Source organism: Nesterenkonia sp. LB17, assembly GCF_022565915.1.
Lineage (GTDB): Bacteria > Actinomycetota > Actinomycetes > Actinomycetales > Micrococcaceae > Nesterenkonia.
In genome coordinates, this window is the sequence record NZ_JAJOYX010000001.1 from 175329 (window position 1) to 189623 (window position 14295).

Sequence of the window (14295 nt, forward strand, 5' to 3'; positions counted from 1 at the left end):
GCGCTCAGCGCTCGATCTCGTTGATCTGCAGCGGCTCCCGGTCCGCCGGGAGCCCGAGCAGCTCGGCCAGCGGCTGGCCGTCCACGGTGACCTCGCTGTCGGTGGCCCCGGTCGCGACACGGGCGGTGGTCTCGATCTGGGTCAGGATCTGCCAGGACTCGCATTCCCCCGTGGTGACCGGTTCGCCGCTCAGGGCGACGCGCACCATGTCCTGTTCAACCTCCACCGAGTCCACGCTGAGCTCTTCGGAGGCGGCGAGCGGGTTGGAGAATGCCGGCGAGCCATGGGAGAAGAGCTCGTCGTCGATCAGAAACTCCAGGGCGGCCACAGCTGGGTCCTCGGTCACCGTCGGCACGGACCGGATCACCGAGACGGTGTCGTCACAGCCGAAGGCGGCAGTCCGGGCGATCTCGATCTCCTGGGCCTGCTCGCCGTCGGGAGTCTCCTCCACCGGGCTGCCTGGTGCCTGCTCGTCCTCCAGGGTTCCCTCCCCGCTCAGCGGAGCCGCCTGGGCCTGCCCGTCAGGGCTCACCATGGCCAGCGGAAGCCGCACCGTGTCGTCGGCTTCGACCTCGGGCTGCGGGATCGTGTTGCTCGGCACCTCCTGCTCCTCCGGCTCCGGATCCGAGGAGCCGCAGCCGGCGAGCAGCACTGCGAGCCCGATGGAGCCCGCACTGACGAGCACGCGAGCGCGGGGCTGGTGGGTCGGAGTCATGGCACCAGGATAGGAGCTGCTCCCGCGCAGACCGAATCCGCGGCCGTCTGAGGAGCGCCGGGAATGCTCGGCGGTGACCGCAGAGTCGGGGGACGAGGGCTCCGGGGGCCCTCGCGGGCAGAAGGCGCTGTGCCGGGGGGCGGCCTTCTGCCCGCTGAATGGGATGAGGAAACCGGGTGCAGACGGGGGCGCTTGTCATGCACCCAGCCAGCAGTTCCTCCCCACAGGGCGACGACGGCCAGGAGAAACGGGGGCATCCTGAGACCGCGTCCGGAATTGACGTCCAAGCAAGGTGTTTCAAACTTGAAGTTCAACCGAACTTCATTCTGAATCTCAGACGGTTCGATGTCAACACCTCTGGTTCAATCGTTCGCCGGTGACCCAGAGCACCTGCCGCCTGCCGGACCGGGCTTCTCCGGTAGGCTGGAGGCATGCCCATCCGGAACCGTCGCGCGGCCGCGCTTCCCGCCAAACTCTCCCGCTCGTGGCTGCTGATCAACGCCGCCAAGGAGCAGGACTTCGCTCCCGGACTGGCCAGCGAGGCCGATTCTGTGATCTTCGACCTGGAGGCGTCGGTCCCCGATGACGGAAAGGTCGCCGCCCGAGAGGCGGTGTTGCGCGCGCTCAACGGCGGGATGACTGCCTGGGTCCGGGTCAGCCCCACCACCTCCGAGCACTGGGAAGACGACCTGGCGGCGCTCTCGCGGGCAGACGGGCTGCGCGGAGTGATGCTGGCTGAGACCGAGCATCCCGAGCAGGTCACCTACACCGCGATGCGCCTGCGCGCTGGAACCCCGGTCATCGCACTTGTGGAGTCCGCGCTCGGCGTGGAGAACGCCACCCAGATCGCGTCGGCCCCGGGCACCTTCCGGCTGGCCTTCGGCACCAATGACTTCCGCAAGGATGTTGGCGTCTCCGCCGATCCGATGGCGCTGGCCTATGCAAGGGCGCGCCTGGTCATCGCCTCTCGCGTGGGTGGTCTCCCCGGGGCCATCGACGGCCCGACGGCGCCGGATGCGGACCCGCAGCAGACGGCCGAAGCCTGCCAGGTCACTGCCAGCATGGGCATGACCGGCAAGCTCTCGCTGAACCGCGCCCAGGTCGAGCACATCAACACCGGCCTGGCGCCGTCGGAGGATGAGCTGAACTGGGCCCGCGAGCTGATCGAGGCGCACGAGGCCGGCGGCTCCATCGGCGATGGCTCCTACCTCCCGCGCCTGGCGCGGGCGCAGAAGATCGCCTCCCTGGCGGACTCCTACGGTCTCTGGAACGCCTGACCTGCCTCTCCAGCGCCTGACCTGCCTCTCCAGCGCCTGACCTGCATCTCCAGCGTCTGATCCGGCGCCGGAGGGCTTCCCCGGCGCCGCTGTTGGGTCAGCCGCAGGGCCCCGTGTAACCTCTGTCACATGGGCAGGGAGACATATACCGGCGATGTGGCCTTTGAGCTGCGCGGACACCTCGGCATCATCACGCTGAATCGACCCCATGCGGTCAATGCGCTGACCCAGCTGATGTGTGAGTGCATCCTGGTGCAGCTGCAGGACTGGGCCGTCGATGATCGGGTGAGCCAGGTGCTCATCCGCGGCGCCGGAGACCGCGGGCTCTGTGCCGGCGGCGACGTCTCCAGCCTGTACCAGGAGATGGTCCAGCTTCAGGGGCTCGACGGCGGCGCCGTCCTCCCCGCCGGCGCCCCAGGCTACGAGGCCGAATTCACCAGCGAGACGTTCCTGGCGAATGAATATGCGCTCAACCGCACGATCGCCGAGTATCCCAAGCCCTATGTCGCACTGATGGACGGTCTGGTCCTCGGCGGCGGCATCGGGGTCTCCGCCCACGGATCCCACCGGATCGTCACCGAGCGCACCCGAGCCGGCATGCCCGAGACCACCATCGGATTCGCTCCTGATGTCGGAGGCACCTGGCTGCTGGGGCAGGCCCCGGGTCGGCTGGGGCTGCACGCAGGCCTCACCGGCGCTCACCTCGACGCCGCCGATGCGATCACCCTGGGCCTGGCCGACGTCGAGGTCCCAAGTGACGTCCTCGCTGAACTGACCCAGGCACTGAGCACCGAACTCGTGGCGGATGCGCTCCCGCGCTTCACGCGCACCCCGGAAGCCTCGACGTTGGCGCGTTCGCGCAGCTGGATCGACCAGGCCTATGCCGCGCCGAATGTGGAGGCGGCGCTTCAGCGACTGGACGAGCTGGCGCTCACCGAGGAGGCCGCCGCGGCGGCCGCCGAGTCCCTCCGGAAGAAGTCTCCGGTCTCGCTGAAGGTCGCGCATCGGGCCATCCTGGCCGCCCAGGAGCTCACGCTGCCCCAGGCGCTGGAGGCGGAGTTCACCGTTGCGGTGCACATGCTTCGCTCAGCAGACTTCAGAGAAGGCATCCGCGCGCAGATCATCGACAAGGACCGGGCCCCGCAGTGGAGCCCCGGCACGCTCGAAGCCGTGGACCTCGAGCTGGTGCAGACCTACTTCACCCCTGTCCCGGGGCACCGGCTCGCCGACCGCCAGAGCCTGTGAGCTGAGGCAGGCCGGCGACCCGGATCGTCGAAGGGGTGGGACCGTCGAAGGGACCAGGCTGCCGATCAGGCCAGCACGTCGGCCGTGGCGCGATACTGCGCCCCCAGGGCCTCGGCCACCGGAGCGTTGGTGACGGCACCGGCGTGCACGTTCAGCCCGTTGGCCAGATGCGGGTCCTCACGCAGCGCCTGCTTCCAGCCCTTGTCCGCCAGGGCGAAGATGTAACGCAGCGTGGAGTTCGTCAACGCTGCGGTGGAGGTGTGCGGCACCGCGCCGGGCATGTTCGCCACGCAGTAGTAGATCTGCTCCCCGATGGTGAAGGTGGGATCGGCATGGGTGGTGGGACGGGAGCCCTCGAAGCAGCCTCCCTGGTCGATGGCGATGTCCACCAGCACCGACCCTGGGCGCATCGCCGCGGCCATCTCGCGGGTCACCAGCTTCGGCGCGGTCGCTCCGGGGACCAGCACCGACCCGATCACCAGATCCGCGGCGGCCACCTCTTCGGTGAGGGTCAGCGTGTTCGAGGCGAGCGTGGTCAGACCGCGACCGGAGAGCGCGGAGAGCTCCCGGAGCCGTTCGATGTTCAGGTCCAGCACGGTGACATCGGCGCCCATGCCCTGCGCGGTCAGGGCCGCCTGCTCGCCGGCCTTGCCGCCGCCGATGACCACGACCTTTGCGGGCCGCGCCCCTGGAACGCCGCCGATGAGGATGCCGGGACCGCCCTGGGAGTGCATCAGGTGATAGGCGCCGACCTGGGGAGCCAGCCGTCCGGCGACCTCGCTCATCGGGGCCAGCAGCGGCAGCCCATGGGTGCCGGTGACCGTCTCGTAGGCGATCGCGGTGACGCCGCGCTCCTGCAGCGCGCGGGCGCAGTCGGGCTCCGCCGCGAGGTGGAGATAGGTGAAGAGCACCTGACCTGCGCGCATCCGCGGGAACTCCTCGGCCTGGGGCTCCTTGACCTTCACGATCATCTCGGCGTGCTCCCAGACCTCATCGGCGCCGCCGAGGATCTCAGCCCCTGCCGCACGATAGTCCTGATCGGCGAAGCCGGATCCGGTGCCGGCGCCGCTCTCGATCAGCACCCGGTGTCCGCGGGCGGTGAGGTCCACCGTTCCGGCCGGTGTCAGGGCCACGCGGTACTCGTTGTTCTTCACTTCGGCGGGGACTCCGATGATCATGTGTTCTCCTCGGTAAATGCCAGGTGCGGCGGGTCGGCAGGGGTGAACCGGTGACGGACAAGGGGTGATGTCAGTCACCGCGGCCAGTCTTTCATGAAACCTCAGCTCGTTCTGAAGGACTGAGGGGCCGATCTGTTGTTGACTCTGGGGCTTCGCCCTAGGATCAGAGCTTGACAGTCTGTAGAGTTCCGGGATATCTGCCACGTCCTGATCAGGCAGTTCAGCAGACAGACCGGGGAGGTGCGATGGCGGGAGAGAACAGTGCCGGGCCACTGCATGAGTTCCCGATGGCCTCCGTGCACCCGGTGCTCGGGCCCGCGCTGATGATCTCCTCGCCGGTGCTCATCCTCGGCGGACCCTCCCCGGCGGCCTCGGAGCTGAGTCAGCGGCTGCGTGGGATCGATGTGAAGGTGCTGCTGGCCTCCAGCGCGGAGACCGCCCGGCAGGCGCTGCAGGTGGACGCCCCGGAGCTCTTCGTGGTGGACGCGCGCTCCAGCCGGCGAGTGGGTGACCTGGAGCGGGTCATGGAGGGTCTGCGCGCGAGCACCGAGCCGTCTGCGGTGCTGCACTGGTTCGACGCGGACGTCGAGCTGGAACGGCTGCTCGAGACCGTGCACCCGCAGGATGACCACATGGCGGGTTCGATCTCCGTTCAGGAGGCGCTGCGCCGGCTCCACCTCATCACGGCGCGGCTCCCGGAGCGGACCGAGGGTGAACGTCTGCTGGTCGGTGATCTCGAGCTGGACACCGCGGCACGCACGGTGCGCCGAGGCGGCCGAGACATAGACCTCTCCGACACGGAGTTTCGTCTGCTGCGCCTGCTGATGCGCCATGCCAGGACGGTCCTGCCCAAGGCCGAGATCCTGCAGCAGGTATGGGAGTACGAGTTCGCCGGACAGGCCAACATCGTGGAGCTCTACATCTCTTATGTGCGCAAGAAGATCGAGGCCGACATGCCCCGGATGATCCACACCGTCAGAGGGGCCGGATACGTGCTGCGCCCGGCGGATCATGGACCATCCAGCCCGTCGTCGGCATCCTCGGCGGGCTCGCCCTGAGGGTCGAGCCCCAGGTCAACTTATTACTGGCTGGTAGCTTGTGGCACACTGTGCCCATGCATGTGATATTCCGCACCCTGCTGGTGCTGCTCCAGGCCCGCCGTCGACCCACCATGACTCCCTGGGAATCCTCGGTGGTCACGATGCGCGCGCTGCCCACCGACGTCGACATCGCCCGCCACATCAACAACGGCCAGTACTTCTCACTCTTCGATCTCGGTCGGTTCGACCTCATGGCACGCTCCGGACTCTGGGCACAGATGCGTAAGCGCGGATGGTCACCGGTGGTCCAGTCCGAGCAGATCACCTTCCGACGCTCGGTGACGTTCATGACTCGGTTCGAGATTCACACCCGCATGATCGGCTTCGATGAGAAGTGCTTCTACTTCGAGCAGCGAGCCGTGGTCGACGGTGAGATCTACGTTCGGGCCCACGTCGCCGGCCGGCTGCTCTCCAGCGCGGGCCCCGTGCCCAATGTCGAGATCCTCGGCGCGATCCGCGACCTCGGCCACGAGGTGCCGGAGGACCTCTCTGTCAGTGAGGAGCTCCAGACCTGGCGGCGCGATTCGGCGCTGCCGGCCGCCCGGAAGACGGCTCCCAACACCTGGTGAGGCGGCTCAGCCGGGGGAGTCGGACCGGCGAGCGGCCACGACCATCGCGGCGGCGCCGGCGAGGATCGCCACCAGCGCCAAGACGACCGCGTTGAAGCCCTGGAGGGTGTTCAGTCCGGTCGCCGCCAGCTCCGAGTCCTCGGCCAGCTTCGAAGGCGCGGCCTGCTCCGAGGCTTCGGTGGGCTGTGCGGCCGACGCGGAGGGGCTGGTGCCGGAGGCATCCCGCCCGGGCAGCGAATAGCCGGGCATTCCAGGAATCGGCGGGCCGCTGAAGGTCTCGGAGGCTTCTGCGGGGGTGCTCGCGGCGCTCGGGGTCTCGGCCGCCTCGGGAGTCTCCGGTGTGACAGGCGCCGGGATGTCCTCGCCCGCGTCGGGCTCCTGGGGTGGGGTCGGCTGCACCGCGTCGTCGGCACCCTCCGATGTGGACTGCAGACCGATGTTGCATCGGTCTGCGACCCGCTCCCCGCTCGGGGAGATTCCACGAACCGCGAAATCATCCTGTGCAGAACCAGGCGGCAGCGGTGAGGGGGCCTGATAGTAGACGACCCCGCCGTCGATCCAGATGGTGGCGCCGGTCAGGCTCGAGCCGACGGTGAGGTCGGTCAGTCCGCTGCTCATCTGCAGGCGCAGGGTCTCGGTCTGCCCCGGGGAGGCGAAGGCGGAGCCGCAGCGAAGGTAGTGCTCGCCCTCCGCAGGCGCCGAGATCTCCTCCTCCGGATCGGTCGGGAAGACCGGTGGGGACTCCTCGTCGGTGGGCTCGGGCTGGGGGAGCTCGGGGTCTGTGGACTCGGGCTCGGTAGGTCCAGATTCGGTGGGTCCAGGACCGGTGGGTCCAGGACCGGTGGGTCCAGGAGCGGTGGGCTCAGGATCGGTGGGCGCGGGGTCAGTCGGTCCAGGATCGACCGGCTCTGGCTCCGGCGTGTCCATGGGATCAGCCGGGGACTCGAGGGGATCCTCGCCGGGATCTTCGCTGGGATCGAGCTGCTCCGGGGCGGGCTCCGGCGAAGGTGCAGGACCCGGGTCCGCGACGTCATCGGTCGACTCCGAAGCGTCTCCATCGACCTGCTGGTCAACCGTGTCACCAGTGCCCGCGGTGCCCGCGGTGCCCGCGGTGGGAGCGGCGGAAGTCGACGGGGCATCGGGGGACGCGACGGCTGCGGTCGGGGCTGCGCCCACGAGCAGGGCGATGCTCACCAGGGCTGCGCCGCTGAGCGGGACGGCCCGCCGTGCTCCTCGCTTCATCCAGTCCTGCTCCCCGCGCCGGTGGTCAGCTGCGCCCATGTTCAGGCGGCTGTCCATGTCTTCAGTCCAGCGGCCAGTGTACGTTCCGGGCCACCATTTTCATAACGAAACGGTAAAGGTGACCGGATTTCGAGACGACTGCGGAGCGCGCCCGATGCGCTGCATCACCGGGCGCGCTCCGCATCCCGCCGGGGGGGGGGAGACGAGGGGTCTCTGGGGTCAGCTGATGCGCGTCTCCGGGGACTTCGTCAGGCTCGGATCCTGCTCGGCCAGATCCCCGAGCACCGCGTCGATGGCGTGCATCGCGGCGTCGTCAAGGGTGACTCCGGCGGCGGCGACGTTCCCGGAGATCTGCTCCGGACGGGACGCGCCGACCAGCGCGGAGGCGACGTTCGGGTTCTGCAGCACCCACGCCACGGCGAGCTGCGCGAGATCCAGGCCGTGGTCCGCGGCGATCGGCTTCAGGTTCTGCACCGCGGTGAGGATCTCCTGGTCCATGTACCGCTCGATGAACTTTCCTGCCTCCTTGTCCGAGGCGCGGGAACCCTCCGGAGCGGCCCGGCCCGGCAGATACTTTCCGGTCAGCACGCCCTGGGCGATGGGTGACCAGACGATCTGGGAGATGCCGAGATCCTCCGACGCCGGCACCACCTCGGGCTCGATGACCCGCCAGAGCATGTTGTACTGCGGCTGGTTGCTGATCAGCTGCACGCCGAGGTCCTTGGCCAGCGCGTGTCCCGCACGCAGCTGATCCGCGGTCCACTCGGAGACCCCGATGTAGAGCGCCTTGCCGGAGCGGACCACGTCGGCGAAGGCCTGCATGGTCTCCTCGAGCGGAGTCTCGTAGTCATAGCGGTGCGCCTGGTAGAGGTCGACGTATTCGGTGCCGAGTCGGGTCAGCGAACCGTTGATCGACTCCATGATGTGTTTGCGGGAGAGTCCGGTGTCATTGTGCCCCTTGGGGCCGGTCGGGAAATAGACCTTGGTGAAGATCTCCAGGGACTCACGGCGCTGCCCGGCCAGTGCGTCGCCGAGGACCTGTTCGGCCACGGTGTTGGCATAGACGTCCGCGGTGTCGAAGGTCGTGATCCCGGCGTCGAGCGCTGCGTGGACGCACTCGGTCGCGACGTCGTTCTCGACCTGTGAGCCGTGGGTCAACCAGTTGCCGTAGGTGATCTCTGAGATTTTCAGGCCTGAATGTCCGAGATATCTGAATTCCATTCTTCGACCTTATCCCCGTCGGCCGCGCAGGACCATGGGGTGCGTGAGGAGTTCACCGAGAGGCTCTGACCAGGCGGTCCAGGGCTTCCTGCATGTGTTCCTCGATCTCCCGCACCAGCGCGGCATCGTCGCCGGAGGCGATGGCCTCGACGATGCGTGAATGCTCCGCGACCTGGTCCTCGGGATCGAAGTAGGTCCCCTGCAGCGCCGTCATGCACATCCTGGTCTCCACCATCAGGGTCTCGTGGACCCGGTGCAGCCGGGGGCTTCCGGCCAGACTCACCAGCTCCTCGTGAAAGGCGAAGTCCGCGTCCGCGAGCGCCTCAAGGTCCCCGGCTGCTGCGGCGGCGGCCATCGCGGCAGCTCGGGCGCGAAGGCGCTCGGTGCCCGGTATCACCGCCTCGCTGTGGGCCACCGCGCGGGCCGCGGTGGTCTCGATCGCCGTGCGGGTCAGGTAGAGATCACGGATCTCGGCCTCGTCCAGCTCCTTGACGAAGAGTCCGCGATTGAGCTCGCTGCGGACCAGGCCTTCCTGGACCAGGCGCTGCATGGCCTCGCGCAGCGGGCCCCGACTGACGCCGAACTCGGCCGCCAGGGCCACCTCGGAGAGCTGGGTGCCTGCGGGCAGGGCGCCTCTCATGATTCCCTCGCGCAGCTGGCGGGTGATCAGCGAGGAGGTGGACTCACGGGGGACGGGTTGAAAGCCTGACGCGGAACTCATAATATCTCCGGATTGTTGACAATCTTCACAGGTATTCATAGCATAGCCGCACTGGAGATGAAAGGTCGGCAGACCAGACATGGGCCGAGCAGGGCCGATACGACGGGCCAGGAATGAGCAGGTGAACATGACCCCAGCGAGACCGATCATCACGGTGCTGTGTCCCACTGCAGAGGCGGCACCGGAGGACGAATCACAGGACGCATCACAAGATTCAGCTCAGAATTCAGCCGAGCTCCAGCGACCCGCAGGGCTGGAGCCGATCGAGCGCCTGGCCGAGGTCAGGTACACCGACGCCGCCGGGCTCGGCGCCGCGCTCGAGGGCGCGCAGGCGCTCTTCCTCTGGGACTTCTTCTCCCCGGCGGTGCGACAGGCCTGGCCGCAGGCGGACGCGCTGAGATGGATCCATGTGGCCGCGGCCGGAGTCGACGCGCTGATGTTCGAGGAGCTGCGCAGCTCCGAGGTCACGGTGACCAACGCGCAGGGAATCTTCGACCGGCCGATCGCGGAATACGTGCTGGCAGCGATCTTCGCCCATGCCAAGGACTTCGCGGCAAGCCTGCGCCACCAGCAGCAGCGCCAGTGGGTGCACCGCGAGACGCTGCAGGTGCAGGGAACCTCCGCGCTGGTCATCGGCACCGGGGCGATCGGCCGGGAGACGGCGCGGCTGCTGCGCGCGGTCGGGATCACGGTCACCGGAGCCGGACGCACCGCCCGCGAGCAGGACCCAGACTTCGGCACGGTGGTGGACAGCGCGCAGCTGCCCCAGCACATCGGCGGCTTCGATCACATCATCAACGCCGCCCCGCTCACCGCGCAGACCACCGGGCTGATCGGCGCCCAGTCCCTGGCGGCCATGCGCAGCGGTGCGCACCTGATCAACATCGGTCGCGGAGAATCCGTGGATGAGCCCGCGCTGGTCGAGGCGCTGGAAGCGGGCCGCCTCGCCCGCGCCACCCTCGACGTCTTCGCTCAGGAGCCGCTGCCGGTGGACTCGCCGCTCTGGACGATGGAGTCGGTGACGATCTCCGCCCACATGTCCGGAGACGTGGTCGGCTGGCGCAAGGCGCTCGCGGAGCAGTTCGTGGACAACGCGCAGCGCTGGCTCGACGGGGCGGAGCTGAAGAACATCGTGGACACCGCCAAGGGATACGTCCCGCGACATTGAACTGAATCTGACCCAGCCGACGCTTCACCCACCCGACCTGCTGCACCAGACGAGTCCTCGGACTCCAGAGCTTGAGGAGGGGCGCATGACGCACCTTGCTGACCTGACCGCCGTCGAACTTCTCGCGGGCTACCGTACCGGCGACTTCACCCCGGTGGACGCCACAGAGGCCGCCCTGGAGCGGATCGAGGCGCACAACGGGGCGCTGAACGCCTTCGTGCTGGTGGACCGGGAGTCCGCCCTCGAGTCCGCCCGGGGCTCGGCACGGCGCTGGAGCTCCGGTGAGACGCTGGGCCCCGGGGACGGGGTGCCCACCTCGATCAAGGACATCTTCCCGACCGTGGGCTGGCCGACCCTGCGCGGCAGCAGGCTGATCGATGAGGCCGGCCCCTGGGATTTCGACGCACCCTGCGTGGCACGGCTGCGCGAGACCGGGGCGGTGCTGCTGGGCAAGACGGCGACGCCGGAGTTCGCCTGGAAGGGCACCACCGACTCGCTGCGGTTCGGCGCCACCACCAACCCCTGGAACCCCGCCCTGACCGCGGGCGGATCCTCCGGCGGCGCGGCCGCGGCGGTCGGGGCCGGGATGGGCCCCTGGGCGGTGGGCACCGACGGTGGCGGCTCGGTCAGGATCCCGGCGGCCTTCACCGGCACCGTGGCGATCAAGGCCACCTACGGCACCGTGCCGATGTACCCCGCAAGCCCCTTCGGGACCCTCGCCCATGCCGGGCCGATGGCGCGCACCGTCACCGACACCGCGCTGCTGCTCGATGTGATCGCCGGCTTCGACGCCCGCGACTGGTCCGCGCTGCCCTCACAGACGCGCCCCTTCTCGGCAGAGCTCGCCGAGCTCGAGGTCGACGGGGGCTCGCTCGCCGGAGTGCGGATCGGCTACTCGCCCACCCTTGGCCTCGGGAGCAATGATCCCGAGGTCGAGGCGCGGGTCGATGAGGCGGTCCAGGTGCTGGTCTCGCTGGGCGCCCAGGTGGAGCAGGTGGACCCCGATCTGGAGGATCTGATGGAGGCGTTCCACGTGCTCTGGTTCACCGGTGCGGCGAAGGTGCTCGAGGCCTATGGCCCCGGCGCGCTGGAGCATGTGGATCCAGGCCTGCGCGCGGGCATCGAGAAGTACGCCGATGCCTCGGCGCTGGACTATCTCAGCGCCACCGGGGTGCGCATGAACCTGGGGGTGCGCATGGGGGCGTTCCACCAGAAATACGATCTGCTGGTCACTCCCACCATGCCGATCCCTGCCTTCGACGCGAACCGGCAGGCTCCCGTCGGTTGGCCCTCGGACCTGTGGACCAGCTGGACCCCGTACACCATCCCGTTCAACATGACCCAGCAGCCCGCCATCTCGGTGCCCTGCGGGCTGACCAGCGCCGGGCTGCCGGTGGGGCTGCAGATCGTCGCGGCCAGGACGCGGGACCGCTCGGTGCTGCGCGCGGCCCGGGCCTACGAGCTGGCCAGCGGTGAGAAGTTCAGTGCGACGGTGGCGCCGGCCCGACAGGCCGCGCCGGTCGCCCGGGTCGACGGAGCTGTGCGATAGCCACACCGGTCAGCGTCACCGCGCCGCCGATGATCCCCAGCAGCGGCGGGATCTCTCCGAGAGTGAGCCAGGACATCACCACGACGACGGCGGGCACCGCCAGCGTGCTGGCGGCGACCTTGCCGGTGGGGAAGTGGTTCATCGCGTAGCCCCAGAACCAGAAGCCCAGCGCGGTGGGTCCGATGCCCATGTAGATGGCGCCGATGATCACCGGTGTCGAGGTGGTCTGCAGCTCTTCCCAGGTCGCGCCGAGGAAGGGCAGCAACGCGATGGTGCCCGCGGCGCAGGCCAACCAGGTGGCGGTCAACGGGTCGGTGTGGCGCAGTGCCAGCTTCTGGATCAGCATGCCGGCGGCATAGAGGAACGCCGCGATCAGCGCGATGCCCAGCCCGATCAGGGCCAGCTGGCCGGTGGATCCGGCCACGGTGATCAGTCCGATGCCGCAGAGCGAGACCAGCATCCCCATGAAGAGCCGGGTGGAGAAGGACTCCTTGAAGAACAGCACCGCGCCGACCCCGACCATCAGCGGGGCGAGATTGACCACCATCGCGATGGTCCCGGCGTCGAGGTAGTGCCCGGCGAGGTTGAAAACCACGGTGTAGAGCGCGAACCAGCTGACCCCGAAGAGCGCGGTGAGTCCGAGCGCAGCTCGGGTGGGCCGGTGCAGCCTCCCACGGCGGACCCAGAGCAGCAGCGCGCTCAGCGTCACCGCTCCGGCGAGCAGCCGCAGCAGCGCGAGCGGCCCGGGGGAGAGCTCCCCGGCCGACCATCGGATGAGGACGAAGGATGAGGCCCACATGAGCACCGTGGCGATGATGGCCGCCACCGGCAGTGCTGTGCGGGTGCGGGTGGCGTTCTGAGTCACGCCATGACTGTACCGCCGCCGCTCGAGCCCGATTCTCACCCGCTTTGCCGAATGGCCGAGCCCGGGCTAACATAGACAGTCGCAAGCCGTGCTGCGCTGTGCACATGCGTGTCCTCTTGGAGCGGGGGCTGTCATGGGTACCAGCGCCGGAAAGCAGCATGGCAGTTGTGAGGCCTGGATTCCAGAGCACCACATCAAGCACCACCGTCCGTTCAGCGTCTCGCTGGACGAATGAGAAGACACTTCGGTTGGATCTCACCCAGCCTGGTCCGTCCTCGCAAGTAACGGTGTCATAGCTGGTGGCGGGACCCAGAATCGGGGACCGCCCGTATACATTCACGTACTTACGCAAGAGGAGTGATCATGGCAGCACGTTGCCAGGTGACCGGAGTGGGGCCGCAGTTCGGCAACTCGATCTCCCACTCGCATCGGCGCACCAAGCGCCGGTTCGACCCGAACATCCAGAAGAAGCGCTACTGGGTTCCTTCATTGGGACGCAATGTGACGCTGACCTTGTCCGTCAAGGGCATCAAGACCATCGACGTCCGCGGCATCGACGTTGTCGTCGCCGAGCTGATCGAGAAGGGTGAGAAGCTCTAATGGCCAAGGACAAGGACGTACGTCCCATCATCAAGCTGAAGTCGACGGCAGGCACCGGGTTCACCTATGTGACCCGTAAGAACCGCCGCAACAACCCCGACCGCATCGTGCTCAAGAAGTACGATCCGGTCGTTCGCAAGCATGTCGACTTCCGAGAGGAGCGCTGATCATGGCTAAGAAATCCAAGATCGCAAAGAACGAACAGCGCAAGGTCATCGTTGAGCGCTACGCCGAGAAGCGTCTGCAGCTGAAGAAGACCCTCGTTGATCCCAACGCGTCGGACGAGGACCGCGAAGCAGCTCGCGTGGGTCTGCAGAAGCTTCCCCGCGATGCTTCCCCGATCCGCGTGCGCAACCGCGACTCCATCGATGGTCGCCCCCGCGGCACCTTCCAGAAGTTCGGCATCTCGCGCATCCGCTTCCGGGATATGGCTCACAAGGGTGAGCTGCCCGGTATCACCAAGTCTTCCTGGTGATCAGCCGCGGCTGAAGCAGAACCATCTCTGAAGGGGTGGGTCGCCTTCGGGCGGCCCGCCCCTTCGGTGGTTGTCCAATACACATTCTGCTGTAGATTGGACCCAGAGCTCGCTCGCCTCGGCGAACGAGCTCCACAAAGACCGCCACCCGTGCGGAGGCTCCTGTTCCTCACCCCCTGGAGGAACAGCATCAGTCCTCCCACGGGTGGCTTTTTGTTCGTGAGCTTTTTGTTCATATCACCCTCCCCGGCCGCCGTGCGGTGTGTTCGCGGAGCGGGAAATGCGTCGTTCTGGCCCAGGATCACGCGGTTCCATGCTGGTTCGGCCGGGCCTGCGTGGTAAGTTGCCGTTCTGAAAGCCCCACGCGGCA

Annotated in this window: 15 protein-coding genes; 9 read left to right on the forward strand and 6 right to left on the reverse strand. The window is 68.0% G+C overall.

Annotation, left to right across the window (positions count from 1 at the left end):
* Positions 1–4 precede the first annotated feature (4 nt).
* Positions 5–715 (reverse strand): GerMN domain-containing protein, encoded by a 711-nt coding sequence (locus tag LTH96_RS00785; protein WP_241463713.1) that lies wholly within the window; start codon positions 713–715, stop codon positions 5–7.
* 431 nt (positions 716–1146) lie between these two features.
* Between LTH96_RS00785 and LTH96_RS00790 the strand changes: the two genes are divergently transcribed.
* Together LTH96_RS00790 and LTH96_RS00795 are read left to right on the forward strand one after the other, a co-directional pair.
* Positions 1147–1992, forward strand: coding sequence for a CoA ester lyase (locus LTH96_RS00790; RefSeq protein WP_241463714.1), 846 nt, complete (start codon positions 1147–1149; stop codon positions 1990–1992).
* A 129-nt stretch (positions 1993–2121) separates the two neighbouring features.
* On the forward strand, positions 2122–3237 hold the full coding sequence (locus LTH96_RS00795; protein ID WP_241463715.1) for a 3-hydroxyisobutyryl-CoA hydrolase: 1116 nt from the start codon (positions 2122–2124) through the stop codon (positions 3235–3237).
* A gap of 65 nt (positions 3238–3302) precedes the next feature.
* On the opposite strand, the gene ald is transcribed toward LTH96_RS00795, so the two are convergent.
* The gene (gene ald, locus LTH96_RS00800) at positions 3303–4415 is read right to left on the reverse strand and encodes an alanine dehydrogenase (RefSeq protein WP_241463716.1); all 1113 of its coding nucleotides are present in this window, start codon (positions 4413–4415) and stop codon (positions 3303–3305) included.
* A gap of 287 nt (positions 4416–4702) precedes the next feature.
* Between ald and LTH96_RS00805 the strand changes: the two genes are divergently transcribed.
* Both LTH96_RS00805 and LTH96_RS00810 read left to right on the forward strand, forming a co-directional pair.
* Positions 4703–5473 carry a response regulator transcription factor gene (locus tag LTH96_RS00805; RefSeq protein WP_241463717.1) on the forward strand — a complete coding sequence of 257 codons (771 nt, stop codon included), beginning with the start codon at positions 4703–4705 and terminating at the stop codon, positions 5471–5473.
* A 56-nt stretch (positions 5474–5529) separates the two neighbouring features.
* Positions 5530–6084, forward strand: coding sequence for a thioesterase family protein (locus LTH96_RS00810; protein ID WP_241463718.1), 555 nt, complete (start codon positions 5530–5532; stop codon positions 6082–6084).
* 6 nt (positions 6085–6090) lie between these two features.
* On the opposite strand, the gene LTH96_RS00815 is transcribed toward LTH96_RS00810, so the two are convergent.
* From LTH96_RS00815 to LTH96_RS00825, 3 genes are all read right to left on the reverse strand, one after another.
* A complete protein-coding gene (locus LTH96_RS00815) occupies positions 6091–7383 on the reverse strand; it encodes a hypothetical protein (protein ID WP_241464453.1) in 1293 nt (430 codons plus the stop codon).
* A 162-nt stretch (positions 7384–7545) separates the two neighbouring features.
* Entirely contained in the window at positions 7546–8547 is a 1002-nt protein-coding gene (locus tag LTH96_RS00820; RefSeq protein WP_241463719.1) for an aldo/keto reductase family protein, read from the reverse strand.
* Positions 8548–8599: 52 nt separating this feature from the next.
* Positions 8600–9268 carry a GntR family transcriptional regulator gene (locus LTH96_RS00825; protein WP_241463720.1) on the reverse strand — a complete coding sequence of 223 codons (669 nt, stop codon included), beginning with the start codon at positions 9266–9268 and terminating at the stop codon, positions 8600–8602.
* Positions 9269–9395: 127 nt separating this feature from the next.
* On the opposite strand from LTH96_RS00825, the gene LTH96_RS00830 reads away from it, so the two are divergent.
* The gene (locus LTH96_RS00830) at positions 9396–10436 is read left to right on the forward strand and encodes a D-2-hydroxyacid dehydrogenase (protein WP_241463721.1); all 1041 of its coding nucleotides are present in this window, start codon (positions 9396–9398) and stop codon (positions 10434–10436) included.
* An 85-nt stretch (positions 10437–10521) separates the two neighbouring features.
* The gene (locus LTH96_RS00835; RefSeq protein WP_241463722.1) at positions 10522–11985 is read left to right on the forward strand and encodes an amidase; all 1464 of its coding nucleotides are present in this window, start codon (positions 10522–10524) and stop codon (positions 11983–11985) included.
* Here the strand turns inward: LTH96_RS00835 and LTH96_RS00840 are convergent.
* Complete coding sequence (locus LTH96_RS00840; protein ID WP_241463723.1) at positions 11918–12850, reverse strand: DMT family transporter; 933 nt, start codon at positions 12848–12850, stop codon at positions 11918–11920. The two genes, LTH96_RS00835 and LTH96_RS00840, sit on opposite strands and share 68 nt — an antisense overlap.
* A 363-nt stretch (positions 12851–13213) precedes the next feature.
* Here LTH96_RS00840 and rpmB point away from each other — a divergent pair, with 363 nt between their 5' ends.
* The 3 genes from rpmB to rpsN are packed head-to-tail and all read left to right on the forward strand — an operon-like array spanning position 13214 to position 13925.
* Positions 13214–13450: a 50S ribosomal protein L28 gene (rpmB, locus tag LTH96_RS00845; protein ID WP_036474464.1), complete on the forward strand. Its 237-nt coding sequence runs from the start codon at positions 13214–13216 to the stop codon at positions 13448–13450.
* Entirely contained in the window at positions 13450–13617 is a 168-nt protein-coding gene (gene rpmG, locus LTH96_RS00850; RefSeq protein WP_022872124.1) for a 50S ribosomal protein L33, read from the forward strand. Before rpmB ends, rpmG begins: the two co-directional genes overlap by 1 nt.
* 2 nt (positions 13618–13619) lie before the next feature.
* Entirely contained in the window at positions 13620–13925 is a 306-nt protein-coding gene (rpsN, locus tag LTH96_RS00855) for a 30S ribosomal protein S14 (protein WP_036474463.1), read from the forward strand.
* Positions 13926–14295: the final 370 nt, after the last annotated feature.

Coding starts and splice junctions, on each gene's coding strand:
- LTH96_RS00785 (WP_241463713.1), bottom strand. CDS start 715: ATGACTCCGACCCACCAGCCCCGCGCTCGCGTGCTCGTCAGTGCGGGC.
- LTH96_RS00790 (WP_241463714.1), top strand. CDS start 1,147: ATGCCCATCCGGAACCGTCGCGCGGCCGCGCTTCCCGCCAAACTCTCC.
- LTH96_RS00795 (WP_241463715.1), top strand. CDS start 2,122: ATGGGCAGGGAGACATATACCGGCGATGTGGCCTTTGAGCTGCGCGGA.
- ald (WP_241463716.1), bottom strand. CDS start 4,415: ATGATCATCGGAGTCCCCGCCGAAGTGAAGAACAACGAGTACCGCGTG.
- LTH96_RS00805 (WP_241463717.1), top strand. CDS start 4,703: ATGGCCTCCGTGCACCCGGTGCTCGGGCCCGCGCTGATGATCTCCTCG.
- LTH96_RS00810 (WP_241463718.1), top strand. CDS start 5,530: ATGCATGTGATATTCCGCACCCTGCTGGTGCTGCTCCAGGCCCGCCGT.
- LTH96_RS00815 (WP_241464453.1), bottom strand. CDS start 7,383: ATGGACAGCCGCCTGAACATGGGCGCAGCTGACCACCGGCGCGGGGAG.
- LTH96_RS00820 (WP_241463719.1), bottom strand. CDS start 8,547: ATGGAATTCAGATATCTCGGACATTCAGGCCTGAAAATCTCAGAGATC.
- LTH96_RS00825 (WP_241463720.1), bottom strand. CDS start 9,268: ATGAGTTCCGCGTCAGGCTTTCAACCCGTCCCCCGTGAGTCCACCTCC.
- LTH96_RS00830 (WP_241463721.1), top strand. CDS start 9,396: ATGACCCCAGCGAGACCGATCATCACGGTGCTGTGTCCCACTGCAGAG.
- LTH96_RS00835 (WP_241463722.1), top strand. CDS start 10,522: ATGACGCACCTTGCTGACCTGACCGCCGTCGAACTTCTCGCGGGCTAC.
- rpmB (WP_036474464.1), top strand. CDS start 13,214: ATGGCAGCACGTTGCCAGGTGACCGGAGTGGGGCCGCAGTTCGGCAAC.
- rpmG (WP_022872124.1), top strand. CDS start 13,450: ATGGCCAAGGACAAGGACGTACGTCCCATCATCAAGCTGAAGTCGACG.
- rpsN (WP_036474463.1), top strand. CDS start 13,620: ATGGCTAAGAAATCCAAGATCGCAAAGAACGAACAGCGCAAGGTCATC.